This is a genomic window from Desulfobacula sp. (genome assembly GCF_021107415.1).
In genome coordinates, this window is sequence record NZ_JAIOSW010000219.1 from 1 (window position 1) to 18,666 (window position 18,666).

An 18,666-nucleotide genomic window follows, 5' to 3' on the forward strand; every position below is an offset into this window, starting at 1 on the left:
TCAATTCTTCAGGGGACCGGTACCCGAGAATCTTTGCAAAGGCAGGATTTGCATTGATTACCTTTCCGCCCATGGTTGATTGAAAAATTCCTTCAGTCGCATTTTCAAATATGCTCCTATATTTTTTTTCTGCCTTTCTTAATTCAGACATCTTAAGTTTTATCTCATTCCCCATATCTTCCAAAGTATCAATCAAAGGCATAAATTCAGAATATGGCATATTTTCATGAATGGAGATATCCTCTTTTGCAGCATGGGATTTAACAATCCTGTTCAGTAATTTCAAAGGTTTATTTAATGACCATCTTAAAAGAAAACCAGCCATAATAATAAGAGATAAAAGATTGATCAGGATAATGAGGCCAAAGTACCAGAAAAGCTGGCGGTTCCATATATTATAATAGCTGGATGTCAGGGCAATTTCAACCGATCCCAGGGGCTGTCCATAATGGGACAGGCTGGCCGAACGAGCCACCAGAGGTGTTGTATCCGGTTTTGTAACGGAAATATAGGTATTGCCCCTGCTGTCGACAATTGTGATACCTGCTATTTGTTCATTCTGAAGATAGGTCTGTCCAATGGCATCAATGGTTTCATAATCATAATTCCATATGGGAAGGATAAGAATATCTTTCAGGTGCAGAATATATTCGTCTGCCTTGGTATTTAAATGCTCGCGGGCTTTTTTTTGAGCGACCTTGTGTGCAATAAAAAAAGAGATGGTTGAGACCAGAATAATGGTTATAACCAGCCCCATGGAGACTTCTTTGGAAATGGATCGCCGGGGTGATTTAAATAGACCAAACAAAATTTTCCTGAAAGCCCCCTTTTATATTGAATCTATAAATCGTTAAACAAAAGTACCCTCCTTGTCAAGGCCGGTGCAATAATATTCGAGTTGATTAAAAAAAAATACCAGAAAGAGACTGCAAACAACACTCAGCCCCCTGATAGAATAAAAAAGAGTATGCAGTATCGCCTGTCTATTGCCGCAATCGTTTTTTAACAAAACGGAAAAGTACCGGAGCCACCAGGCTGGCTAAGGTGATCAACCATAAAGCGATGGCAATAGGGGATTCATAAAAAGTTGAAAAATCTCCATAGCTGTAAGTTAATGCCCTTCTAAAATTGACTTCAATCAGACCGCCAAGCACAAGCCCCAACACCAGGGGGGCAAGTGGGAAACCTGTTTTCCGCATCAGGAAGCCGACCACACCAAAAACAAGCATCAATATCAGGTCAAATTCACTGCCGTTAATAACATATACCCCTACAATGCTTAGGATGGCTATCAACGGCATCAGTATCCAGCGCGGTACCAGCAATATTTTGGCGAGCAATCTGACCATGGGTAAATTGAGTACAATCAATACCAGGTTGCCGATAAACATTGAAGCGGCCACACCCCAAAACATGTCAGGCCTGTCCACCAGCATGGTCGGCCCGGGTGTAACCCCAAGGGTAATCAGCACAGCAAGCATGACCGCGGTTGTTTCACTTCCCGGTACACCCAGTACCAGTAAGGGAATAAAAGAGCCCACAGCCGAGGAGTTATTCGCGGATTCCGGAGCGGCAACGCCACGGAGGTCGCCTTTACCAAAGTTCCCTTTTGTACCGGCCAGTTTCTTTTCAGTGTTATAGGCTAAAAAACTGGCAATAGTTGCGCCTGCACCCGGTAATACTCCCACCAGAAAACCTGTGACACAACTGCGTAAAATACCTCCAATAGACTCCTTGATTTCTTTGAACGTGAGGAGAACTTTCTTTAGCGGAATCACTCTTTGACTGGCATCTTTGGCTGTATCTGATAAAAATAAAAAAAGCTCTCCAACAGCAAAAACACCGATCACGACAACGATAAAGTCAATACCATCGCCTAATTCTCGAATGCCAAAGGTAAAACGGCGCATGCCTCCAAAGCTCAATTCATCAATGCCTACCGTAGCAATAGCCAATCCTAAGAAAGCGGAAAACATCGCCTTGATAAAGCTGCCTTCTGAAAAGCTGCTCAGGGCGGTAAAGGCGCAAACCATCAATACAAAATATTCGGCAGGGCCAAAGTCAATAGCCAGTTTTGACAGGTATGGCGCAAAAAAAATGAGCAGAAAAATAGATATGGTTCCACCTATAAATGAGGCCATAGCACTCATGGCAAGGGCTGGGCCGGCCCGGCCCTGTTTTGCCAGCGGGTGCCCGTCAATACAGGTAACTGCAGCAGAAGAGGTGCCGGGGACATTCAGCAATATACTCGATATTGAGTTCCCATACTGTGATCCGTAAAAAATTCCGGCAAAAAAAATCAGTGCTGAAGACGGCGGCAGATCAAACTGGAGTACAATGGGAAAGAGAATAGCAATGGCGTTGATGGGGCCTATTCCGGGCAGCATGCCGATGATAGTTCCCAAAAAACACCCGATAACAACCAATAACGGATTTATTCCGCTTAAGGCAACGGAAAAGCCATGAAATAATAGATCAAACATGTTCACCTATTTAAAAAAAGTTCAGTATACCAGCCGGGAGCGTCAAACCCAGGAGTCGATCGAAAATAAGATAAAAACTGATGGCAACTATAATTGATACAGGAACTATCCATTTACGATTTGCCTCAAATACCCACATACATATTCCCATTAATATACTGGCGGAAATTAAAAAACCAACCCTGTGCAATACCAGGCTGTAAACTAAAATTGCACAAAAGGTTAATCCTATTTTCTGCAGGTTCTTCCTTTTAGGCCAGGTGGTTGTATGCGGTGAAGGCCATACAAGCAAAGCAAGTGATAAAATGATCATTGCGATGGATAGGACAAAAGGATAGTATTTTTCTTGTGTAGGGTTAAAATCTGCGTCCAGTGAAAAAGCGGAAAAGCAATAAACCATGCTGAAAATCAGCATGGCTATTGCATATTTTCTATCGTTAGTCAGATTCATGGATTTACTTATTTAATAATGTTCAATTCTTTTGAAAGATTTGCAACATTTTCAATCTGCTTTCTAACAAAAATGTCAAAATCTTTACCAAAGGAAGTAAATTCGGCAAGACCGTTTTTCTCACGAAGCTCAGTCCATTCCGGAGAACCGGCCACAGTTTTTACTGCCATGACCCAATAATCATAGGCTGCATCGGAAATACCGGCAGGTGCATAAAAAGCACGCCAGTTGCCGCCAACAACATTATATCCTTGTTCTTTTGCAGTCTTGGTATCGCCCAGAACGGGAATATGATTATCAGAGAGCACTGCCAGAACGCGAACTTCACCTGCTTCAAGCTGGCCGATAATTTCGGATGTATCACCCGTAAACGCTGCTGCCCGACCGCTGACAACTTCCAACAGGGCTTTCCCGCCATTATCAAACGGAATATAGTTGATGCTTCTTAAATTTTTGATTCCCGCTTCTTTTGCCACCAGCAGCATTTTAAGATGATCCCAGCCGCCAACAGAGCTTGCACCGACAATGGGGGCTTTTCTGGGGTTCTTTTTCAACTGTGCAATAAGATCATCCAGTGTTTTATAGGGTGAATTTTTACCGACAACAATAACACCATAATCCATCCCGAGAGCTCCCACCCATCTTACATCATCAGCCTTGAAGTCTCCATATACTTTCTGGGCCAGCCTTGTAGCAGTTGCCGCACTTGCCGCAACAATAAGTTTTTCGTCATTGTTCCGGGTGGTAACCACATGGGAAAAGGCTTTTCCACCGCCGGAGCCTGACATGTTAACAACCTTCATACCTCCGTCAACGAGCCCTAACTTCGGCATTAATTGTGCTGCTGGAACACGGCAGGTGAAATCCCATCCCCCACCGGCTCCTGCCGGAGCAAGACACTCGCAGCCTGATGGCTTTTTCTGATCAGATAATACAGGATTAATACCAACAAACCCTATCAAACAAAAAATAAATAAAAAAGATACCAATAGTTTTTTCATAATCAAACCTGTCCCTCCAAATTAAAGGTTAAGAATTTATTGCCGAAGGCAGACCTGATTTTTCCCCGGCATTTATACTTAATTCCTCTTCTGCGAATATTATGCCAAAAGGAATAGATGATCCCCTATAACGACGGAATCCTTTTCTCATCACCGGATAAGGAAAAATAAAATAGAAATGAAAAAAGCTGAAATTAAAATTATTCCAGTGGAATTTCTGAAAATATCAGACATTCGTCTGAAAATATCAGACAAGTGTCTAAAATTTTCAGATTTACATTTACTTCCCTAATATTTTATGACAGATTGATTTTAAATATTTAAGACAATGATTAAACACCTATTATGAAAAACTACTTTTCTATTGCTCTATATATTCTCCTTTTCAGCCACACTAATGCTGCTGCATACAAGGTTGCTGTTTTTGATTTTGATGACAGACTCAACAAAGAACAGACAACCGCAAAATATTTAGAAAATAATCTGAAACAGGCTGACAAAAATATTCTGGTATATCAATTTTCAGGTAAGGGGGATGTCACACATTCGGTTAAAATCATGAAAGAACTTGATAATGGAGGATACAATCTGATTGTTATCATCACTTCGGATGCGCTAATCATTGCACACCATGTAATAAAAAAGACCCCGACCCTCTATACCAATGTCAATAATCCCTTGTCACTGGGGTACCGATCTCTTGGGCCACCTGGTGGAAATATTTCCGGTGCCTCCTATTATGTCTCAATTGAAAAGCAGCTGATGCTCTATAAAAGAATTCTACCAAATCTTGAAAATATGGGATTTATTTTTGATAGAAACAATAAATCTAAAAAAGTGGAACTACCCGAAGTACGAGAGACATGCAAAAAAATGGGAATTGGGTATGCCATTTCTGTGGTGTCTCATCATGAAGAATTGAACGCAACCGCAAAACAATTGATCAAAGAAGGTATGGACGCTTTGTCCATTGGGTCCAGTGGCATGCTGTACAATAATATCTCACTTTTTATTGCCACCTGTGATCAGGAAAAAATTCCAGTTTTTTCTTTCAACAAAAAAGGAGTAAAGCAAGGGGCTGTAGCAGCTCTGGCAAGCGATTACAATCTTATGGTGGACAAATTGGTCATCCCCATGGCATTAAGAATTCTGCAAAATGGCATCAGCCCAGGGAAAATGCCGGCGGCATTTTTGGATGATAACCTGATTTTCATTAACCTTCTCCAGGCCGAAAAACTTAACCTTACAATTTCACAGGATATTCTTGAAAAAGCGATTATTGTTCATTGATCCTCCTCCAGAAAATTGGACGCAAGGTTAAGCCGCTTTTTCGAGCAAATACTTGCAGTTAACTGTGATGCTGTGATAATTACAAAGAGATGGAATACCTTAGCCAATTGAAATATTAGAAAAAAGGAGGCCCGCTATAGATTCATTTAGCTATAAGAATGGGAGATTGTTTGCTGAGAGTGTGGATGTTGAAGCAATTGTAAATCAGGTCGGTACGCCGGTATATATTTACAGCAAGGCAACGTTCCTTGATCATTTGAAAAAAATTCAAACTGCATATGCCGACATTAACACGACCATTTGCTATTCAATCAAGGCGTGCGGTAATATTCATATCCTCAAAGATTTGGCTGTTGCAGGCAGCGGCTTTGACATTGTCAGCGGCGGCGAGCTGTACCGCGCCAAACAGGCTGGAGCTGACATGAGCAAAATTGTCTTCGCGGGCGTTGGTAAAACAGATACCGAGATTATTGAGGCATTGAACGCGGGGATCGGCTGTTTTAATATTGAATCCGAAGCAGAACTGGAGAATCTTATCACGCTTTGCAAAGCACATGGCAAGACAACCAAATCCGCACTGCGCGTTAACCCGGATATCAATTATGATGCCCACAAGCATACGACCACCGGTGTTAAGGAGACTAAGTTCGGTATCGATATCGAACGGACGCTGAAAATTTATGACAAATATGCCGGCAACGGAGTTGTTGAGATGTCAGTGATTCATGTGCATCTCGGATCTGGTGGCAAAACTGTCGACCCATACGTCAACTATGTCAAGAAAGTCCTGCCGCTGGTCGAGGACTTGCGCGGCAAGGGTTATGCGATTGATATGCTCGATCTGGGCGGCGGCTACGGGGCTGATTACGAAACGGCGACAGTGCCCTCTGCCGCCGATTATGCCGAGAGGATCGTACCGCTTCTGAAAGCTGCTAAGTTGAAGCTGATTCTCGAACCGGGTAAAAGTATTATTGACAATGCAGGAATCATGCTGACACGCATCGTATTTAAAAAGTCAGGAGGTAAAAAAACATTCGTAATTGTTGATGCTGGCATGAATGACCTGATTCGCCCTTGTTTGTATGAGGCCTTTCACTTTATCTGGCCGGCCAGGGTCGGTGAAAACTTCGTTCCCGAGAAACGCGTCAACGGTTTGGAAATGGACAATACTGAGGTTGTGGATGTGGTCGGCCCAATCTGCGAGGGCACAGACTACTTTGCAAAAAACAGGGCGCTGCCGACGGTTGAACGGGGCGACCTATTGGCAGTTTTTAGTGTTGGTGCTTATGGCTTTACCATGTCCAGCAACTACAATGCCCGTCCCATGTGCGCCGAAGTGCTGGTAGACGGTGATCAGTTCAGAATCATCCGCAAACGGCAGACGTATGAAGACTTAATTGAGCTGGAAAAGTAAAAAAGAACTATTACACAATGTAAACAAAGGTATGAATAGGGAAATAAATGACAATACTTAAACAGCAGCTCACAATAAAAAATATAAGTATTAGAAACAGACTGGTCCTTCCTCCTATCACAACTAATTACGGATCTTCTGAAGGTTTAGTCACAGAAAACATTCTCCATTTTTACACTGAGAGATCTAAGCATGTTGGTCTTACCATTGTTGAGGCAACTGCCGTGCAGTCCAGTGGGTGTATTGTCCCCTGCAGTCTCGGACTTTGGAATGATTCTCAGATTCCGGGTATGGCTGCCCTTGCAAAAACCATAAAAAATCAGGGAGCTTTGACCGTCGTACAATTAAATCATGCAGGGCCAAGGTGTTCACCGCGCAAAAACGTAAAACAAGGCTTTTCACCTTCTGGAATAGACTTTCGAACAGATATTGAACCAATGATAATGGATACTCAGGACATTGCTAAATTAATAGATGATTTTTCCAAAGCTGCTGTTCGAGCATCAAAAGCTGGATTTGATGGTGTTGAGATTCATGGCGCACATCTGTATTTGCTAAGTCAGTTTTTGTCTCCATTAACGAATAAAAGAGATGATCGCTATGGTGGTGATGCCAGAGGCCGTGCTACACTGGCTTTAGAAATAGTAAGGAGTATCCGTAAAAATTTAGGTCCGGAGTATCCCATTTTTTTCAGGATAAATGCCGAGGAAAGAATTGATGGAGGACTAACCCTTGCGGATGCTCTTGTTATTGGTAGATTGATTGCAGATGAAGGCGTGGATGTTCTTGATGTTTCATTGATCACTCAAGGCGGTTGGAAAGAGATTGATAATCAAAAAGTCCTCATGGGTTCTTCAGCTTTGCCTAAAGATCAGCCTTCTGGAGCGAATATCTCTTTGACAGCTATATTTAAAAAAGAAATCGGACTTCCGGTAATTGCTGTGGGAAAATTTGGTATTGGTCAGGCAGCAGTCAATGCAGTGAAATATGATAATATCGATATGGTTGCAATTGGTCGACAAATGATCTGTGATCCAAAAACAGCAAAAAAGATGCTTGATGGAAAGGATGCTGAGATTATTCCGTGTGACGAATGCTTAAAATGTTTTGCTACAATAGGAAAAGGTGTTCCCATGGATTGCAAAGTTAATAAAAATTTACCGTTTTAACACTGGATTTAATGGGACGATATCAACCGAGCAATCACAGCGTGGATTGACGGTAAAAACGAATGCGTTAGAATGAACCTTGTTCATCAATTAATAATAATAAAAGAGTCATATCATGAAAAAAAGTATTCTTTTCCTATTACTGCTATCAATTTTATTGATATTTTTTGCGTGTGAGAATGATAAAATAAAGCCGGGATTTTCAAAAACCGGCACCGCCAAAAAAATATCTGATCTAATAAATATTATTAAAGTGGAAAGCCAGGAAATAATCCAGATGTACGAGGCTGTCGGAACCATCCGGCCTTTGACTGAATCAGTGATTGAATCCCAGGTAAGCGCACAGGTTATAACGGTATCCTGTGTTCCGGGTACAACCGTCACAAAGGGACAGCTTCTCATCGTGCTGGATGCAAGACGCCTTACAGCCCAACTCAAACAGGCAAAGGAAGGACTTGCCGTTGCAAAAAACCATCTTACACAAACCTATAAATCCATGGATGAAGCAAAAGCTGGCCTTGACCAGGCAAAAGCAGCATACAACAGGACAAAAAAACTGTTTGAATCAGACATTGTACCGTCTCAAAAGCTTGAAATTGATAAAGCCGGCTTTCTTCAGGCAAAAGCACGGTATGAAAAATCCCAGGAAGCTGAACCGTCATCAAAAGCATCCATCAGGCAGGCACAGGAAATTATTAAGGAAGCCCAAATCGCCCTTGGCTATTCCAGAATTACATCACCTGCAACCGGTGTTGTAGCCCAAAGAATGATTGACCCGGGAGATCTTGCCGCGCCGGGCAAACCCCTTTTAATTATCCAGACCAGCGGTGCTTTAAGACTGGAGGGCAATGTAAGAGAGGGATTGATCAACCGTGTCATTCTGGGAAATGAGTATCAGGTTAAAATTGAAACCACAGGGAAAACCGTGCCGGCCAGAATAGATGAAATCGTACCCTATGCCGATCCCACCACCCGGACCTTTCTGGTAAAGGCATCTTTGCCGGATACACCGGGTATTTATCCGGGAATGTTTGGAAGACTTCTTATTCCGGTTGAAAAGGAAAAGACCCTTCTTATTCCGCTAAAGGCTGTGATCCGGGTGGGCCAGCTTGAACTGGTTTATGTAAAAAATGATGACACCTGGCAATCGGTCTATATCAAAACAGGAAAGCGATTTGGTGAAAAGATTGAAGTGCTTGCCGGACTCTCCGGAAATGAAACCATAGGATACAAATAGCATGGCTGAAAAAAAAGATTCAATTCTCACCCGGATTGTAAGGATCTTTCTATCCTCCCAGCTGTCTGTCATGCTGATCATTATTTCATTGGCCTTAGGCGCATTCAGTATCTATATCACCCCGAAAGAAGAAGAACCCCAGATCGTTGTTCCCATGGCAGATATCTATGTAGAAGCACCGGGTGCAAGTCCGGCAGAGATAGAAAAACTGGTGGCAGCACCCCTTGAAAAAATGCTGTGGGAAATTGACGGGGTTGAGTATGTATATTCCATGTCCACAAGGGAAAAAGCCGTTGTGACCGTCCGTTTTTTTGTGGGAGAAGACAGGGAAAACTCTCTGGTCAAGCTTCACAACAAAATACAGATGAACCAGGACAGGGTACCGCCTATCGTGACCAGCTGGCTGATCAAACCCATTGAAATAGACGATGTCCCTATTTTAAATTTCACGCTTTATTCAGACCGGTATAGTGATCATGAACTTGAAAGGGTGGGTGAAGAGCTGATCGCAAGACTGTCAAGGCTTGAAGATATCTCAAGGTCTTCCATTTTCGGCGGCAGAAAAAGAGAAATCAGGGTTGAGCTTGACCCCTTACGGATGAAGGGTTTTGGTATTTCAATACAGGATATTGAACAGGCGCTTCAAGGAGCGGATGCCTCCACCCAGGCCGGATATTTTAACAAAAATAACACCCGGATCACCATCACCAGCAGTTCTTTTTTATCTTCCGTGGATGAGGTTAAAGCCCTTGCGATAACGGCAAGAGGCTCAAAACCAGTCTATCTTGAAGATGTGGGAACTATCATTGACGGCCCCGTGGAGGCAGATTCCTATACCCGGATCAGCTTTTCCAATTTTTACAAAAAGGCCCATGATATTCAGTCTGACAAGCCTGTATCCTTTCCCTGTGTGACCCTGGCGTTTTCAAAGAAAAAGGGAACCAATGCCGTCAAGGTGGCCCAATTTCTCCTTAATGAAGTTGAAAAACTTAAAAACACCATCATTCCCCACGGTATGTATATTGAAGTGACCCGAAACTATGGAAAAACTGCCCAGACCAAGGTCAATGAACTGTTAAAGTCCCTTGGGTTTGCCATTGTTTCCGTTGTCATCCTTCTGGCGTTAACCCTGGGATGGCGGGAAGCAGCCGTCGTTGCCCTTGCCGTTCCCATATCATTTTCCCTGGCCCTTTTTATGAACTATCTTTTCGGGTATACCATCAACCGGGTCACCCTGTTTGCCCTTATTCTCTCTTTGGGGCTGGTGGTGGATGACCCCATCACCAATGTGGACAATATCCAGCGGCATATTAAGAAAAAATTTTTCAAGCCTTTTGAGGCCACCCTTTATGCAGTACAGGAAGTGCTGCCCCCAGTGATCATGTCAACCATTGCTATTATTATCTGTTTTGCACCCCTGGCTTTTATTACCGGCATGATGGGGCCCTATATGGCACCCATGGCAATTAATGTGCCCCTGACAGTGACCTTTTCAACTGTCTGTGCCCTTACCATCGTCCCCTGGGTATCTTATAAGCTGTTAAAAAATGTAAAGGATAAAACTGCTGACAAAAAAGAATCAAAGCAGTATCTGACGAAATTTTATAAGGGCCTCCTGGCACCGTTCTTAAACAAACAATATATGCGAATCTTATTGTTCATTATGATTATAGTTCTTTTAATCGGGTCCTGTTCTCTTGCGGTGTTCAGGCTTGTGCCGTTAAAACTGCTGCCCTTTGACAATAAAAACGAATTCCAGATCGTGATTGATATGCCCGAAGGAACATCCCTTGAATATACGGACCGGGTGGTCCGGGAATTTGAGAATTATCTTGCAAGTGTCAATGAGGTCACCAGTTTTGTATCTTTTACCGGAATATCATCCCCCATGGATTTTAACGGCATGGTCCGGCATTATTTCATCCGTAAAGGAAGCCACCTTGCAGACATTCAGGTCAACCTGGCCCACAAATCCGACAGACAGCAGCAAAGCCATACCATTCTTTTGCGCATCAGAAAAGATCTTGAAAAAATTGCAAAAGAAAACAATGCCCAGGTCCAGCTGGTGGAAGTACCGCCGGGGCCGCCTGTTTTGTCTACCCTGGTGGCTGAAATCTATGGCAGCTATGACAAAACCTATGAAGAATTGTTACAGGGTGCAGAGCATGTTAAAGCCGTCATGGAGGCAGAACCCAATGTTGCCGATGTAAAAATCATGACCGAAAAAAACAGTCGGAGAATGAACATAATTGTTGACAGGGAAAAAGCAGCCCTGCACGGAATTGACACAAAAACCATCCTTGACGCCCTTAAAAGTGCTGTGGGAGGTATCACCCCTGCAAGCATTCATCTGGACCCTGAAAGAAACCCTCTCTGGATTAAGGTTATTTTGCCCCGGGACAAACGATCAGACATGATATCCATCTCTCACATTCCCATCAGGTCTTCCATGGGTAAAATGATTCCTTTGGCTGAGCTTGTTCGTGTGGTTGAACTAAAAACTAAGAAGCCCATTTATCATAAAAACCTTGAACCGGTTGTCTATGTTATTGGAGAAATGACCGGCAGGGCGCCAGGAGAAGCGGTTCTGGATATGATGAAAACCCTTAAAGCCAACCCGGCTCAAAACGGGATTCGTGTCAATTGGGCGGGAGAAGGTGAATGGAAAATTACCCTGAGGGTCTTCAGGGATATGGGCCTTGCCTTTGCTGCAGCCCTTTTTGGCATCTATTTTATCCTGGTGATCAATACAGAATCTTACTTTATGCCCATGTTAATCATGATGGCTATTCCTTTGACTATCCTCGGAATTATGCCGGGATTTTTTATTTTAAATCTTTTTACCAGGAGTGTGGCCGGTTTCAGCGATCCTGTCTTTTTTACCGCCACCAGCATGATCGGTATGATCGCCCTTGGCGGTATCGTCATCCGAAATGCCCTGGTATTGATTGAGTTTATTCAGGATGCTATAAAAAAGGGCCTCCCCTTCAAGGATGCCATCTTAATCAGCGGTGTTGTCAGGATGCGGCCCATTATATTAACCGCTTTGACCACGGCCATCGGGGCCTTTCCCATCACCTTTGACCCTGTTTTTTCAGGGCTGGCATGGGCATTGATATTCGGGCTGTTCGCCTCTACTCTCTTTACACTTCTGGTGATCCCGGTCACCTATTATGCTGTTTATAAAAAAGACTATGAAAAATGATTAAATTCCAAAAAGGGTATTTATAATTTTTAAGAGAAAAAAAAATGACAGCAATGGTAAAATAATGACTTGAATCAAAAAAATACCAACATATAAAAATGTAAGTTTCAGGAGATTTTCTACTATTTCTCCCATATTGCTCACAGTTAACACAAGGGCATTATTGAACTCAATCGTTTTTTGTTTGAGAAATGATGCGCTGTTATTAATAGTTCCCAGGATACCATCAATTTCAGGAATTGAAAAATCCCTTAGTTTATCAAACTCGGCAAAGCCGACTGCCAATTCTTTGCTGGTATCTGATATTTGCTGGTTGAAAAAATTCTTATCAATAGACTCATTTGCCACCGAGGATATTGGAAGACAAAAACGGGCAATTATAATGAGCAGTGCAAATCGCATTATGGTTTTCTGAAGGGATTTTAATCGATCATTCTCAAACCACGACAGAATAGACAAAACGAACAAAAAAATGGAAACTATAGGCGGTGCAAGCGATACACTAATCTCATATGCCAGTTTTTGCACCCCTAGTGACGTAATCGCCGTAACAAGCACATCTGATAAGCGTTCCGTCATATCATCAATTGGATCCAAAGCCTGCCCGACAGCCAATGATATGCCCACTCCCGCAGGTTCCAACTGCAGGCTTGAATCCTTTACAATTGAAACGGAAGCATTGATGATCCTGCACGTTGCATAGGCTAACCCGGATTTGGTTATTGCTTCACGAAAATAAGCATCTGCTGTGGCATCTAAAAATGGAAGCCTCAGTCCGGAGGAAAAAAAAAGCAATATCGCTACTAAAATACCCACTATAGTTCTTAGGGTTTTTTGTTTCTTTGTGGTTTTCATTTTGCTCTATGTCCAATGTCGAAGTACCATTCCAATTTAATCGTATGATAGACTTGAGCGTCTGATTTTGCAAGAGAATTTGATACTGCCGCAACGGGCAACCTATTACCTTTCGACTTTTAACTTGAACCTTATGAAAAATTATATTATTTTTCTTCTGGTATATTTTATATACAAAAACAGATAATCTATATTAACTTGGAAATATTAACGGATGCATAGAAGATTATTTTTAAAACAGGTTGCTTACTTTTTTACAATGGCAAATACACCCCTGGCGTTTGCAAACACGCCTGAGCCTGTTGAAAATCAAGCCGGCTTATTTGATTCCCATATTAAAGACCGGTTATTAAAAAATCAACTTTTTGACAAAGTCTATGATGTAGATATTTTTCTTGATAATAAACTTCTCCCCCTTTTAGATGCATCCCTTAGACGTCTGAAAAGAATGCAAAAAATCGTTGGATATGGAAACTTCTGTTTGTTGAACTTTGATGATGCCATAAAAATTGGAAAATCTTATTCAATTATTGGTGCCTTTTCAAAACAGGAACTTAATTTCCTTGAAATGATTTTTTACTCCCGGGTAAATAATTATGGATTTATGGGTGAAAAACCCATTAAAAGCATTACCGGAAAAATCATTAAAAAAGAGGTGAAAAAAATTCCATATAGCGGCAATTATCTTTACCGGGGCAAGCCCATCAAGCTGTACAGCAAGATTAAAAAACAAGTCGGCAATAATGTGATCCTGACATCAGGGGTGCGCAGCATCATGAAACAGTTTTTACTGTTTTTAAATAAAACAAAAAAAAGCCAGGGAAACCTCTCCATGGCTTCCAGGTCTCTTGCACCACCAGGTTATTCCTTCCATGGTGTTGGAGATTTTGATGTGGGAAAAAAAGGATATGGCATCCATAATTTTACAGAACGGTTTACACAGACAGATGTATATAAAAAACTTAATGCTCTTGGATATTTAAAATTTAGATATGAACGCGATAATGATCTTGGCGTAAGATTTGAACCCTGGCATATTGAGGTTGTATAAAATTAAAAAATATTTATGCATATGACTTTTGTAGTTTATTAAGCTGATTTTATTTAGATGAAAAGATAACGATCAAAGATTTAGCAATACCGTCAACACCTCGAACGGCGTGGGGAATACTGGAGTCAAAATAAATACTATCGCCTTTTTCAAGCAGATGGGTCTGTTCAGCACTTCTGAATTCAACAACCCCATCCATGACAAAATGAAATTCTTCTCCTTTATGGTCATTATAGAGCAGCTCATCTTCTTTCCTGGGTTCTATCTCTACAAAAAACGGCTCCATCTGTTTTCCCACCATGGGATATGCCAAAGATTCCCATCGATACCCAACCGTGGATTCGTTTTTATGATGAAATAATTTTTTAACACTATACCTTTCATGTTTTTTCACTACCACTATCCGGTCTCCCATTTCATGGTCCCGGAAAAAGTGACCGATTTTTACACCAAGAGCAGTTGAAATCTTAATCAGCGTGGCAATGGGAGGTGCAGCGAGATTATTTTCAATCTGCGAAAGCAAGGGCTTGGAAAGCCCGGTCAGATCTGAGACTTCCTGAAGTGTTAACACCCTTTGTTTACGAAGATTTCGAATTTTGTTCCCCAGGTTGAGTGCAGCGACTTCTTCTTTCACTTTATTTTCCTTTTGAGGCGACATCTTTGCTTTGCTTCCTCCTAAACTAATTCAGGTTCGATTTTTAAAGCTACTTAACAAAAGACAAAAAAGTTTAGCACGATGAAACATTGAGATCAAGACTATAATTATTGAAATATCGGAGACGAACTATTTCAACTCTTTTTATTTTACAAAACATTAATATCATATTAGGATATCCAAATGGATCTAAAAAATTTATCGATTTTGATCGTCGATGATGTAAAAAGTATGCGTTCCATTGTCCAAAAAATGCTCAGGAACTTAGGCATCGGGAAAACGCTGCATATGGCCGAAAATGGCTTGGAAGGGTTGAGGGTCTTACACTCAACCCGTGTTGATCTTGTTATTATTGACTGGAAAATGCCGATAATGAACGGCTCCCAGCTGCTTGAAGCCATCCGAGATGACAAGCATTTAAGAGATATCCCGGTGCTGATGGTATCGGGCGAGTCTGAAAAAGATATTGTATTGGAAGCAGCTGAAATAGAAGTGGAAGGCTATCTTATAAAACCATTAACACCGGCTGTACTGGATGACAAAATCAGATCCATCATTCATCAAACTCTTCATCCGGATATGGCGACCCTGCATATTCGAAAAGCCCGAACTTTTGAAGAAGCCGGAGACTTTACCTCAGCGATTGAGCATATAAAATATGCAGCTCTCTTAAAACCCACAGCTTCCAGGATTTTACGAAATCTGGGACTTCTTTATCAAAAAACCGGGAATGAAGAAACCATGGAAAAGTGCCTTCAAAAGGCAGCGTCGGTAAACCAGCAGGATGTTGTAACCCGACATCTTCTCGGTGAAATATACTGGGAAAAAAATGATTTGATTTCAGCTGCCCAATATTATCTTGAAGTGATTTCCATGACCCAAAAATTTACTGACAGGGCTGTGCTTCTTGGTGAAGCACTATTGGATAAAAATTTTGTCCTATTGGCAAAAAATATTTTTTCAACAATTATTTCAAAATTCTCAAAAAATCTGACAATTATAGAAAAAATCCTGGATATTTGTATCAGGCAAAATGAACTGGAATATTCGAAAACCATATTAAGTGGTCTTATCAAGGATTTCCCTTCAAATTATGATCTCATCTATAAAACAGGGGTTATTTGTGAGACCATGGGCGAGGTCGATGCTGCTCTTGAATATTTCTTAACTGTTGACAAACATCAAGGCACCCGCCAGGATGTTAAACTTAAAATCGCAAAACTTTTTTACGATAAAAACAAAATTATACAAGCAGACAACTATCTGAATATGGTACTTCATAAAAATCCTAATCATAAAGAGGCGCTGGCTTTAAGACGTCTTTTTTAAACATCTATGTTGTTTTTTTATCAAAGGAAGCAAGCTTGGCTGTCAACATTCTTGCGGACAATTCTAGTGTTCTTGCTAAAAACCGTTCCATTTCACCGGGCTTGATCGGTTTTGCCGACGGTGATTTATGCTTGAGCGGATCAAGCAGTTTTCCATTTTTCTTCATCCTGAAATCCAGATGGGGGCCTGTAGCATACCCTGTCATCCCCACATATCCGATTATATCCCCTTGCCGTACTCTTTTATTTTTTTTCATGCTCTTGGCAAATTTGCACATATGATTATATCCAGTGGAATATCCATTATAATGACGAATATTAATATAATTTCCCATTCCCTTATTATAACCGATTTGCATGATAATACCATCGCCAACAGTTTTTATGGGTGTACCTTTTGGGGCAGCATAGTCCACTCCGGAATGGGGTTTATACACTTTAAAAATAGGATGAAGCCGTCTTTTGGTAAATTTGGATGATATACGTGAAAATGTTAAGGGTGCTTTTAAAAATGCTTTTTGAAGTGATTTCCCTTTCTCATCATAATATCCAGACACTCCATTTGAATTTTTATGCAAAAAGGCTTTAAAAAGAGTGCCGCTATTACTAAAAAAGGCTGCCTGAATATTTCCATAGCCTGAAAGCTTACCATCACGATACCGTTTTTCCACAAGAACCTTGAACTGGTCACCGGCTTGGATATCTCTAAGAAAATCAATGTCCCAGGCAAAAATATCAGACAGTTTCCATGCAAGCTCGGTTTTCTCCCCTGCTTTTCTTACGGCTTCAAACAGGCTATATATTATTGTAGAAGATACCACCTCAAGTTCTACATCATACTCAATGGGTGCCTGGTTTATAGAAAATATGCCATTTTCCTTTTGAACAACCAGCCTGTCTTCCTTATCAATTTCATATTCAAACCTAACCAGAGTATTTTCCTGTAAAATAATTTTATAGGGCTGACCTCTTCTGATATGTGTTAAAGAAAAAATATTCGAACTTAGCCGGCTTATCTCGTATATGGTTTTTAACGAAAGATACTTTTTAAGTAAAGAAGAGGCCGTATCTCCTCGTTTCACGATCCCTTTTACAACTTGAATATCAGGCAGGATGATTGGAAAGGGTTTTTGGGTATTTTTATCTAAACTTGATGCAAAAACACTGTATAACCCGAAGTTAAAAAGAATACCGAAAAAGAATAGTATAAAAACAAATCTTTTTTGAAAAAGGGGTTTGGTTATAATTTCTCTTTGACAGATCATTTTTTGGCTCCAGTGTATTCTCATATCTTATTCCTATTTATAAACTATTATGCCAAATCAATTGAGTACCATACACAAACAAAAGGCGTTAGTAAAGAGTATCTCAAGTTTTATACCAGGGGTGTTAATGGTGTGAAATGATCTGTTATGGCTGGCTGTGACGGGTTCTCGGAATTAATAGATCGATGGTTTTATATAACCCATTGTCTATATTTAATTACTATTAATTAAATATAGACAATGTTTAAAATTAAATAAGGGTCAAAATTTAAAATTCCGACCCTTATTACATGATTCTTATCTAATTAAAAACTTATTTTTCTTCTTTGCCGGCATCAGCCATCATCTTAAGCATGATGTATTTATCTGTCACTTCTTTATCTATTTTAGCTCTCAATCGTTTTGATTCTTCAGGAAAGCTCTTTTCAAGGGCAGCAAATCTGGTTTCACCACCAAGGAATTCCTGCAAGGTTCCGTCGGGAGCTTTTGAATCAAGAATAAACGGATTTTTTCCTTCTTTGATCAATTCAGGGTTATACCTGTATAATGGCCAGTAACCGGATTCAACCGCCAGTTTTCCTTCAAGCTGGGATTTACCCATGCCTTTTCTGATACCCTGGTTAATACAGGGGGCATAACAAATAATTAAAGACGGCCCCGGATATTTTTCAGCTTCAAGAAATGTTTTCAGGGTCTGATTCTTGTTTGCACCCATGGAGATAGACGCTACATAAATATATCCATAACTCATGAGCATACGACCCATGTCTTTTTTAACCATTTTTTTACCCGAGGCTGCATATTTTGCAATGGCACCGGTCGGTGTTGCCTTGGAAGACTGTCCGCCCGTATTGGAATAGACTTCTGTATCCATGACCAGGATATTGATATCCTCTCCCGAGGCAAGAACATGATCCAGACCACCAAAACCAATATCATAAGCCCAGCCGTCGCCGCCAAAGACCCAGTGAGATTTTTTCACAAAGATATCTTTTTCATCATAAATCTCTGCCAAGATGCCGCAAGTCTCATCTTTTAGCAAAGTTTTTAATGCAAAAGAATATTTTTGGGACTCTTGTGCATCCTCTTTCCCTGCAAGCCATCCGTTTAACACCTCTTTTACTTCTGAAGATATATCGGTTTCAAGGGCTTGTTCAACTTTTGCCGCAAGGGTCTTTCTCCTGGTATTGGTTGCCAGCATCATTCCATACCCGAATTCGGCGGCATCTTCAAATAAGGAGCTTGCATATGCCGGACCTTCA

At 41.1% G+C, this 18,666-nt stretch carries 15 protein-coding genes; 7 read left to right on the top strand and 8 right to left on the bottom strand.

Annotated features, from left to right (window positions below; all coding sequences use genetic code 11):
* The 4 genes from K8S13_RS11795 to K8S13_RS11810 all read right to left on the bottom strand — a co-directional run.
* On the bottom strand, positions 1-808 hold an 808-nt coding region (locus K8S13_RS11795), incomplete at its 3' end, for a PAS domain-containing protein (RefSeq protein WP_291462728.1).
* Between the two features lie 175 nt (positions 809-983).
* Positions 984-2,483 carry a tripartite tricarboxylate transporter permease gene (locus K8S13_RS11800; RefSeq protein ID WP_291462730.1) on the bottom strand — a complete coding sequence of 500 codons (1,500 nt, stop codon included), beginning with the start codon at positions 2,481-2,483 and terminating at the stop codon, positions 984-986.
* Between the two features lie 10 nt (positions 2,484-2,493).
* Positions 2,494-2,934, bottom strand: a complete 441-nt coding sequence (locus tag K8S13_RS11805; RefSeq protein ID WP_291462731.1) for a tripartite tricarboxylate transporter TctB family protein — start codon at positions 2,932-2,934, stop codon at positions 2,494-2,496.
* An 8-nt stretch (positions 2,935-2,942) separates the two neighbouring features.
* Positions 2,943-3,935, bottom strand: a complete 993-nt coding sequence (locus K8S13_RS11810; RefSeq protein WP_291462733.1) for a tripartite tricarboxylate transporter substrate binding protein — start codon at positions 3,933-3,935, stop codon at positions 2,943-2,945.
* Positions 3,936-4,280: 345 nt separating this feature from the next.
* Here K8S13_RS11810 and K8S13_RS11815 point away from each other — a divergent pair, with 345 nt between their 5' ends.
* The 5 genes from K8S13_RS11815 (at position 4,281) to K8S13_RS11835 (ending at position 12,250) form a co-directional block, all read left to right on the top strand.
* Positions 4,281-5,225, top strand: coding sequence for an ABC transporter substrate-binding protein (locus K8S13_RS11815; RefSeq protein ID WP_291462735.1), 945 nt, complete (start codon positions 4,281-4,283; stop codon positions 5,223-5,225).
* A gap of 136 nt (positions 5,226-5,361) precedes the next feature.
* Positions 5,362-6,639, top strand: a complete 1,278-nt coding sequence (lysA, locus tag K8S13_RS11820; protein ID WP_291462749.1) for a diaminopimelate decarboxylase — start codon at positions 5,362-5,364, stop codon at positions 6,637-6,639.
* A gap of 47 nt (positions 6,640-6,686) precedes the next feature.
* Positions 6,687-7,808 carry an NADH:flavin oxidoreductase gene (locus K8S13_RS11825; RefSeq protein WP_291462736.1) on the top strand — a complete coding sequence of 374 codons (1,122 nt, stop codon included), beginning with the start codon at positions 6,687-6,689 and terminating at the stop codon, positions 7,806-7,808.
* Positions 7,809-7,923: 115 nt separating this feature from the next.
* The gene (locus K8S13_RS11830) at positions 7,924-9,045 is read left to right on the top strand and encodes an efflux RND transporter periplasmic adaptor subunit (RefSeq protein WP_291462737.1); all 1,122 of its coding nucleotides are present in this window, start codon (positions 7,924-7,926) and stop codon (positions 9,043-9,045) included.
* Between the two features lies 1 nt (position 9,046).
* The gene (locus K8S13_RS11835) at positions 9,047-12,250 is read left to right on the top strand and encodes an efflux RND transporter permease subunit (protein WP_291462738.1); all 3,204 of its coding nucleotides are present in this window, start codon (positions 9,047-9,049) and stop codon (positions 12,248-12,250) included.
* Here the strand turns inward: K8S13_RS11835 and K8S13_RS11840 are convergent, their stop codons facing one another.
* The gene (locus tag K8S13_RS11840) at positions 12,251-13,105 is read right to left on the bottom strand and encodes a hypothetical protein (RefSeq protein ID WP_291462739.1); all 855 of its coding nucleotides are present in this window, start codon (positions 13,103-13,105) and stop codon (positions 12,251-12,253) included.
* A 214-nt stretch (positions 13,106-13,319) separates the two neighbouring features.
* Here K8S13_RS11840 and K8S13_RS11845 point away from each other — a divergent pair, with 214 nt between their 5' ends.
* A complete protein-coding gene (locus tag K8S13_RS11845; RefSeq protein WP_291462741.1) occupies positions 13,320-14,156 on the top strand; it encodes a M15 family metallopeptidase in 837 nt (278 codons plus the stop codon).
* Between the two features lie 49 nt (positions 14,157-14,205).
* Here K8S13_RS11845 and K8S13_RS11850 read toward each other — a convergent pair whose 3' ends face one another.
* Positions 14,206-14,790 (bottom strand): XRE family transcriptional regulator, encoded by a 585-nt coding sequence (locus tag K8S13_RS11850; protein ID WP_291462743.1) that lies wholly within the window; start codon positions 14,788-14,790, stop codon positions 14,206-14,208.
* Between the two features lie 204 nt (positions 14,791-14,994).
* Between K8S13_RS11850 and K8S13_RS11855 the strand changes: the two genes are divergently transcribed.
* A complete protein-coding gene (locus K8S13_RS11855; RefSeq protein ID WP_291462744.1) occupies positions 14,995-16,140 on the top strand; it encodes a response regulator in 1,146 nt (381 codons plus the stop codon).
* A 4-nt stretch (positions 16,141-16,144) separates the two neighbouring features.
* On the opposite strand, the gene K8S13_RS11860 is transcribed toward K8S13_RS11855, so the two are convergent.
* Both K8S13_RS11860 and K8S13_RS11865 read right to left on the bottom strand, forming a co-directional pair.
* Complete coding sequence (locus tag K8S13_RS11860) at positions 16,145-17,404, bottom strand: peptidoglycan DD-metalloendopeptidase family protein (RefSeq protein ID WP_291462746.1); 1,260 nt, start codon at positions 17,402-17,404, stop codon at positions 16,145-16,147.
* A 313-nt stretch (positions 17,405-17,717) separates the two neighbouring features.
* Positions 17,718-18,666, bottom strand: a 949-nt coding sequence (locus K8S13_RS11865; RefSeq protein WP_291462747.1) for a thiamine pyrophosphate-dependent enzyme, incomplete at its 5' end; no start/stop codon positions are given.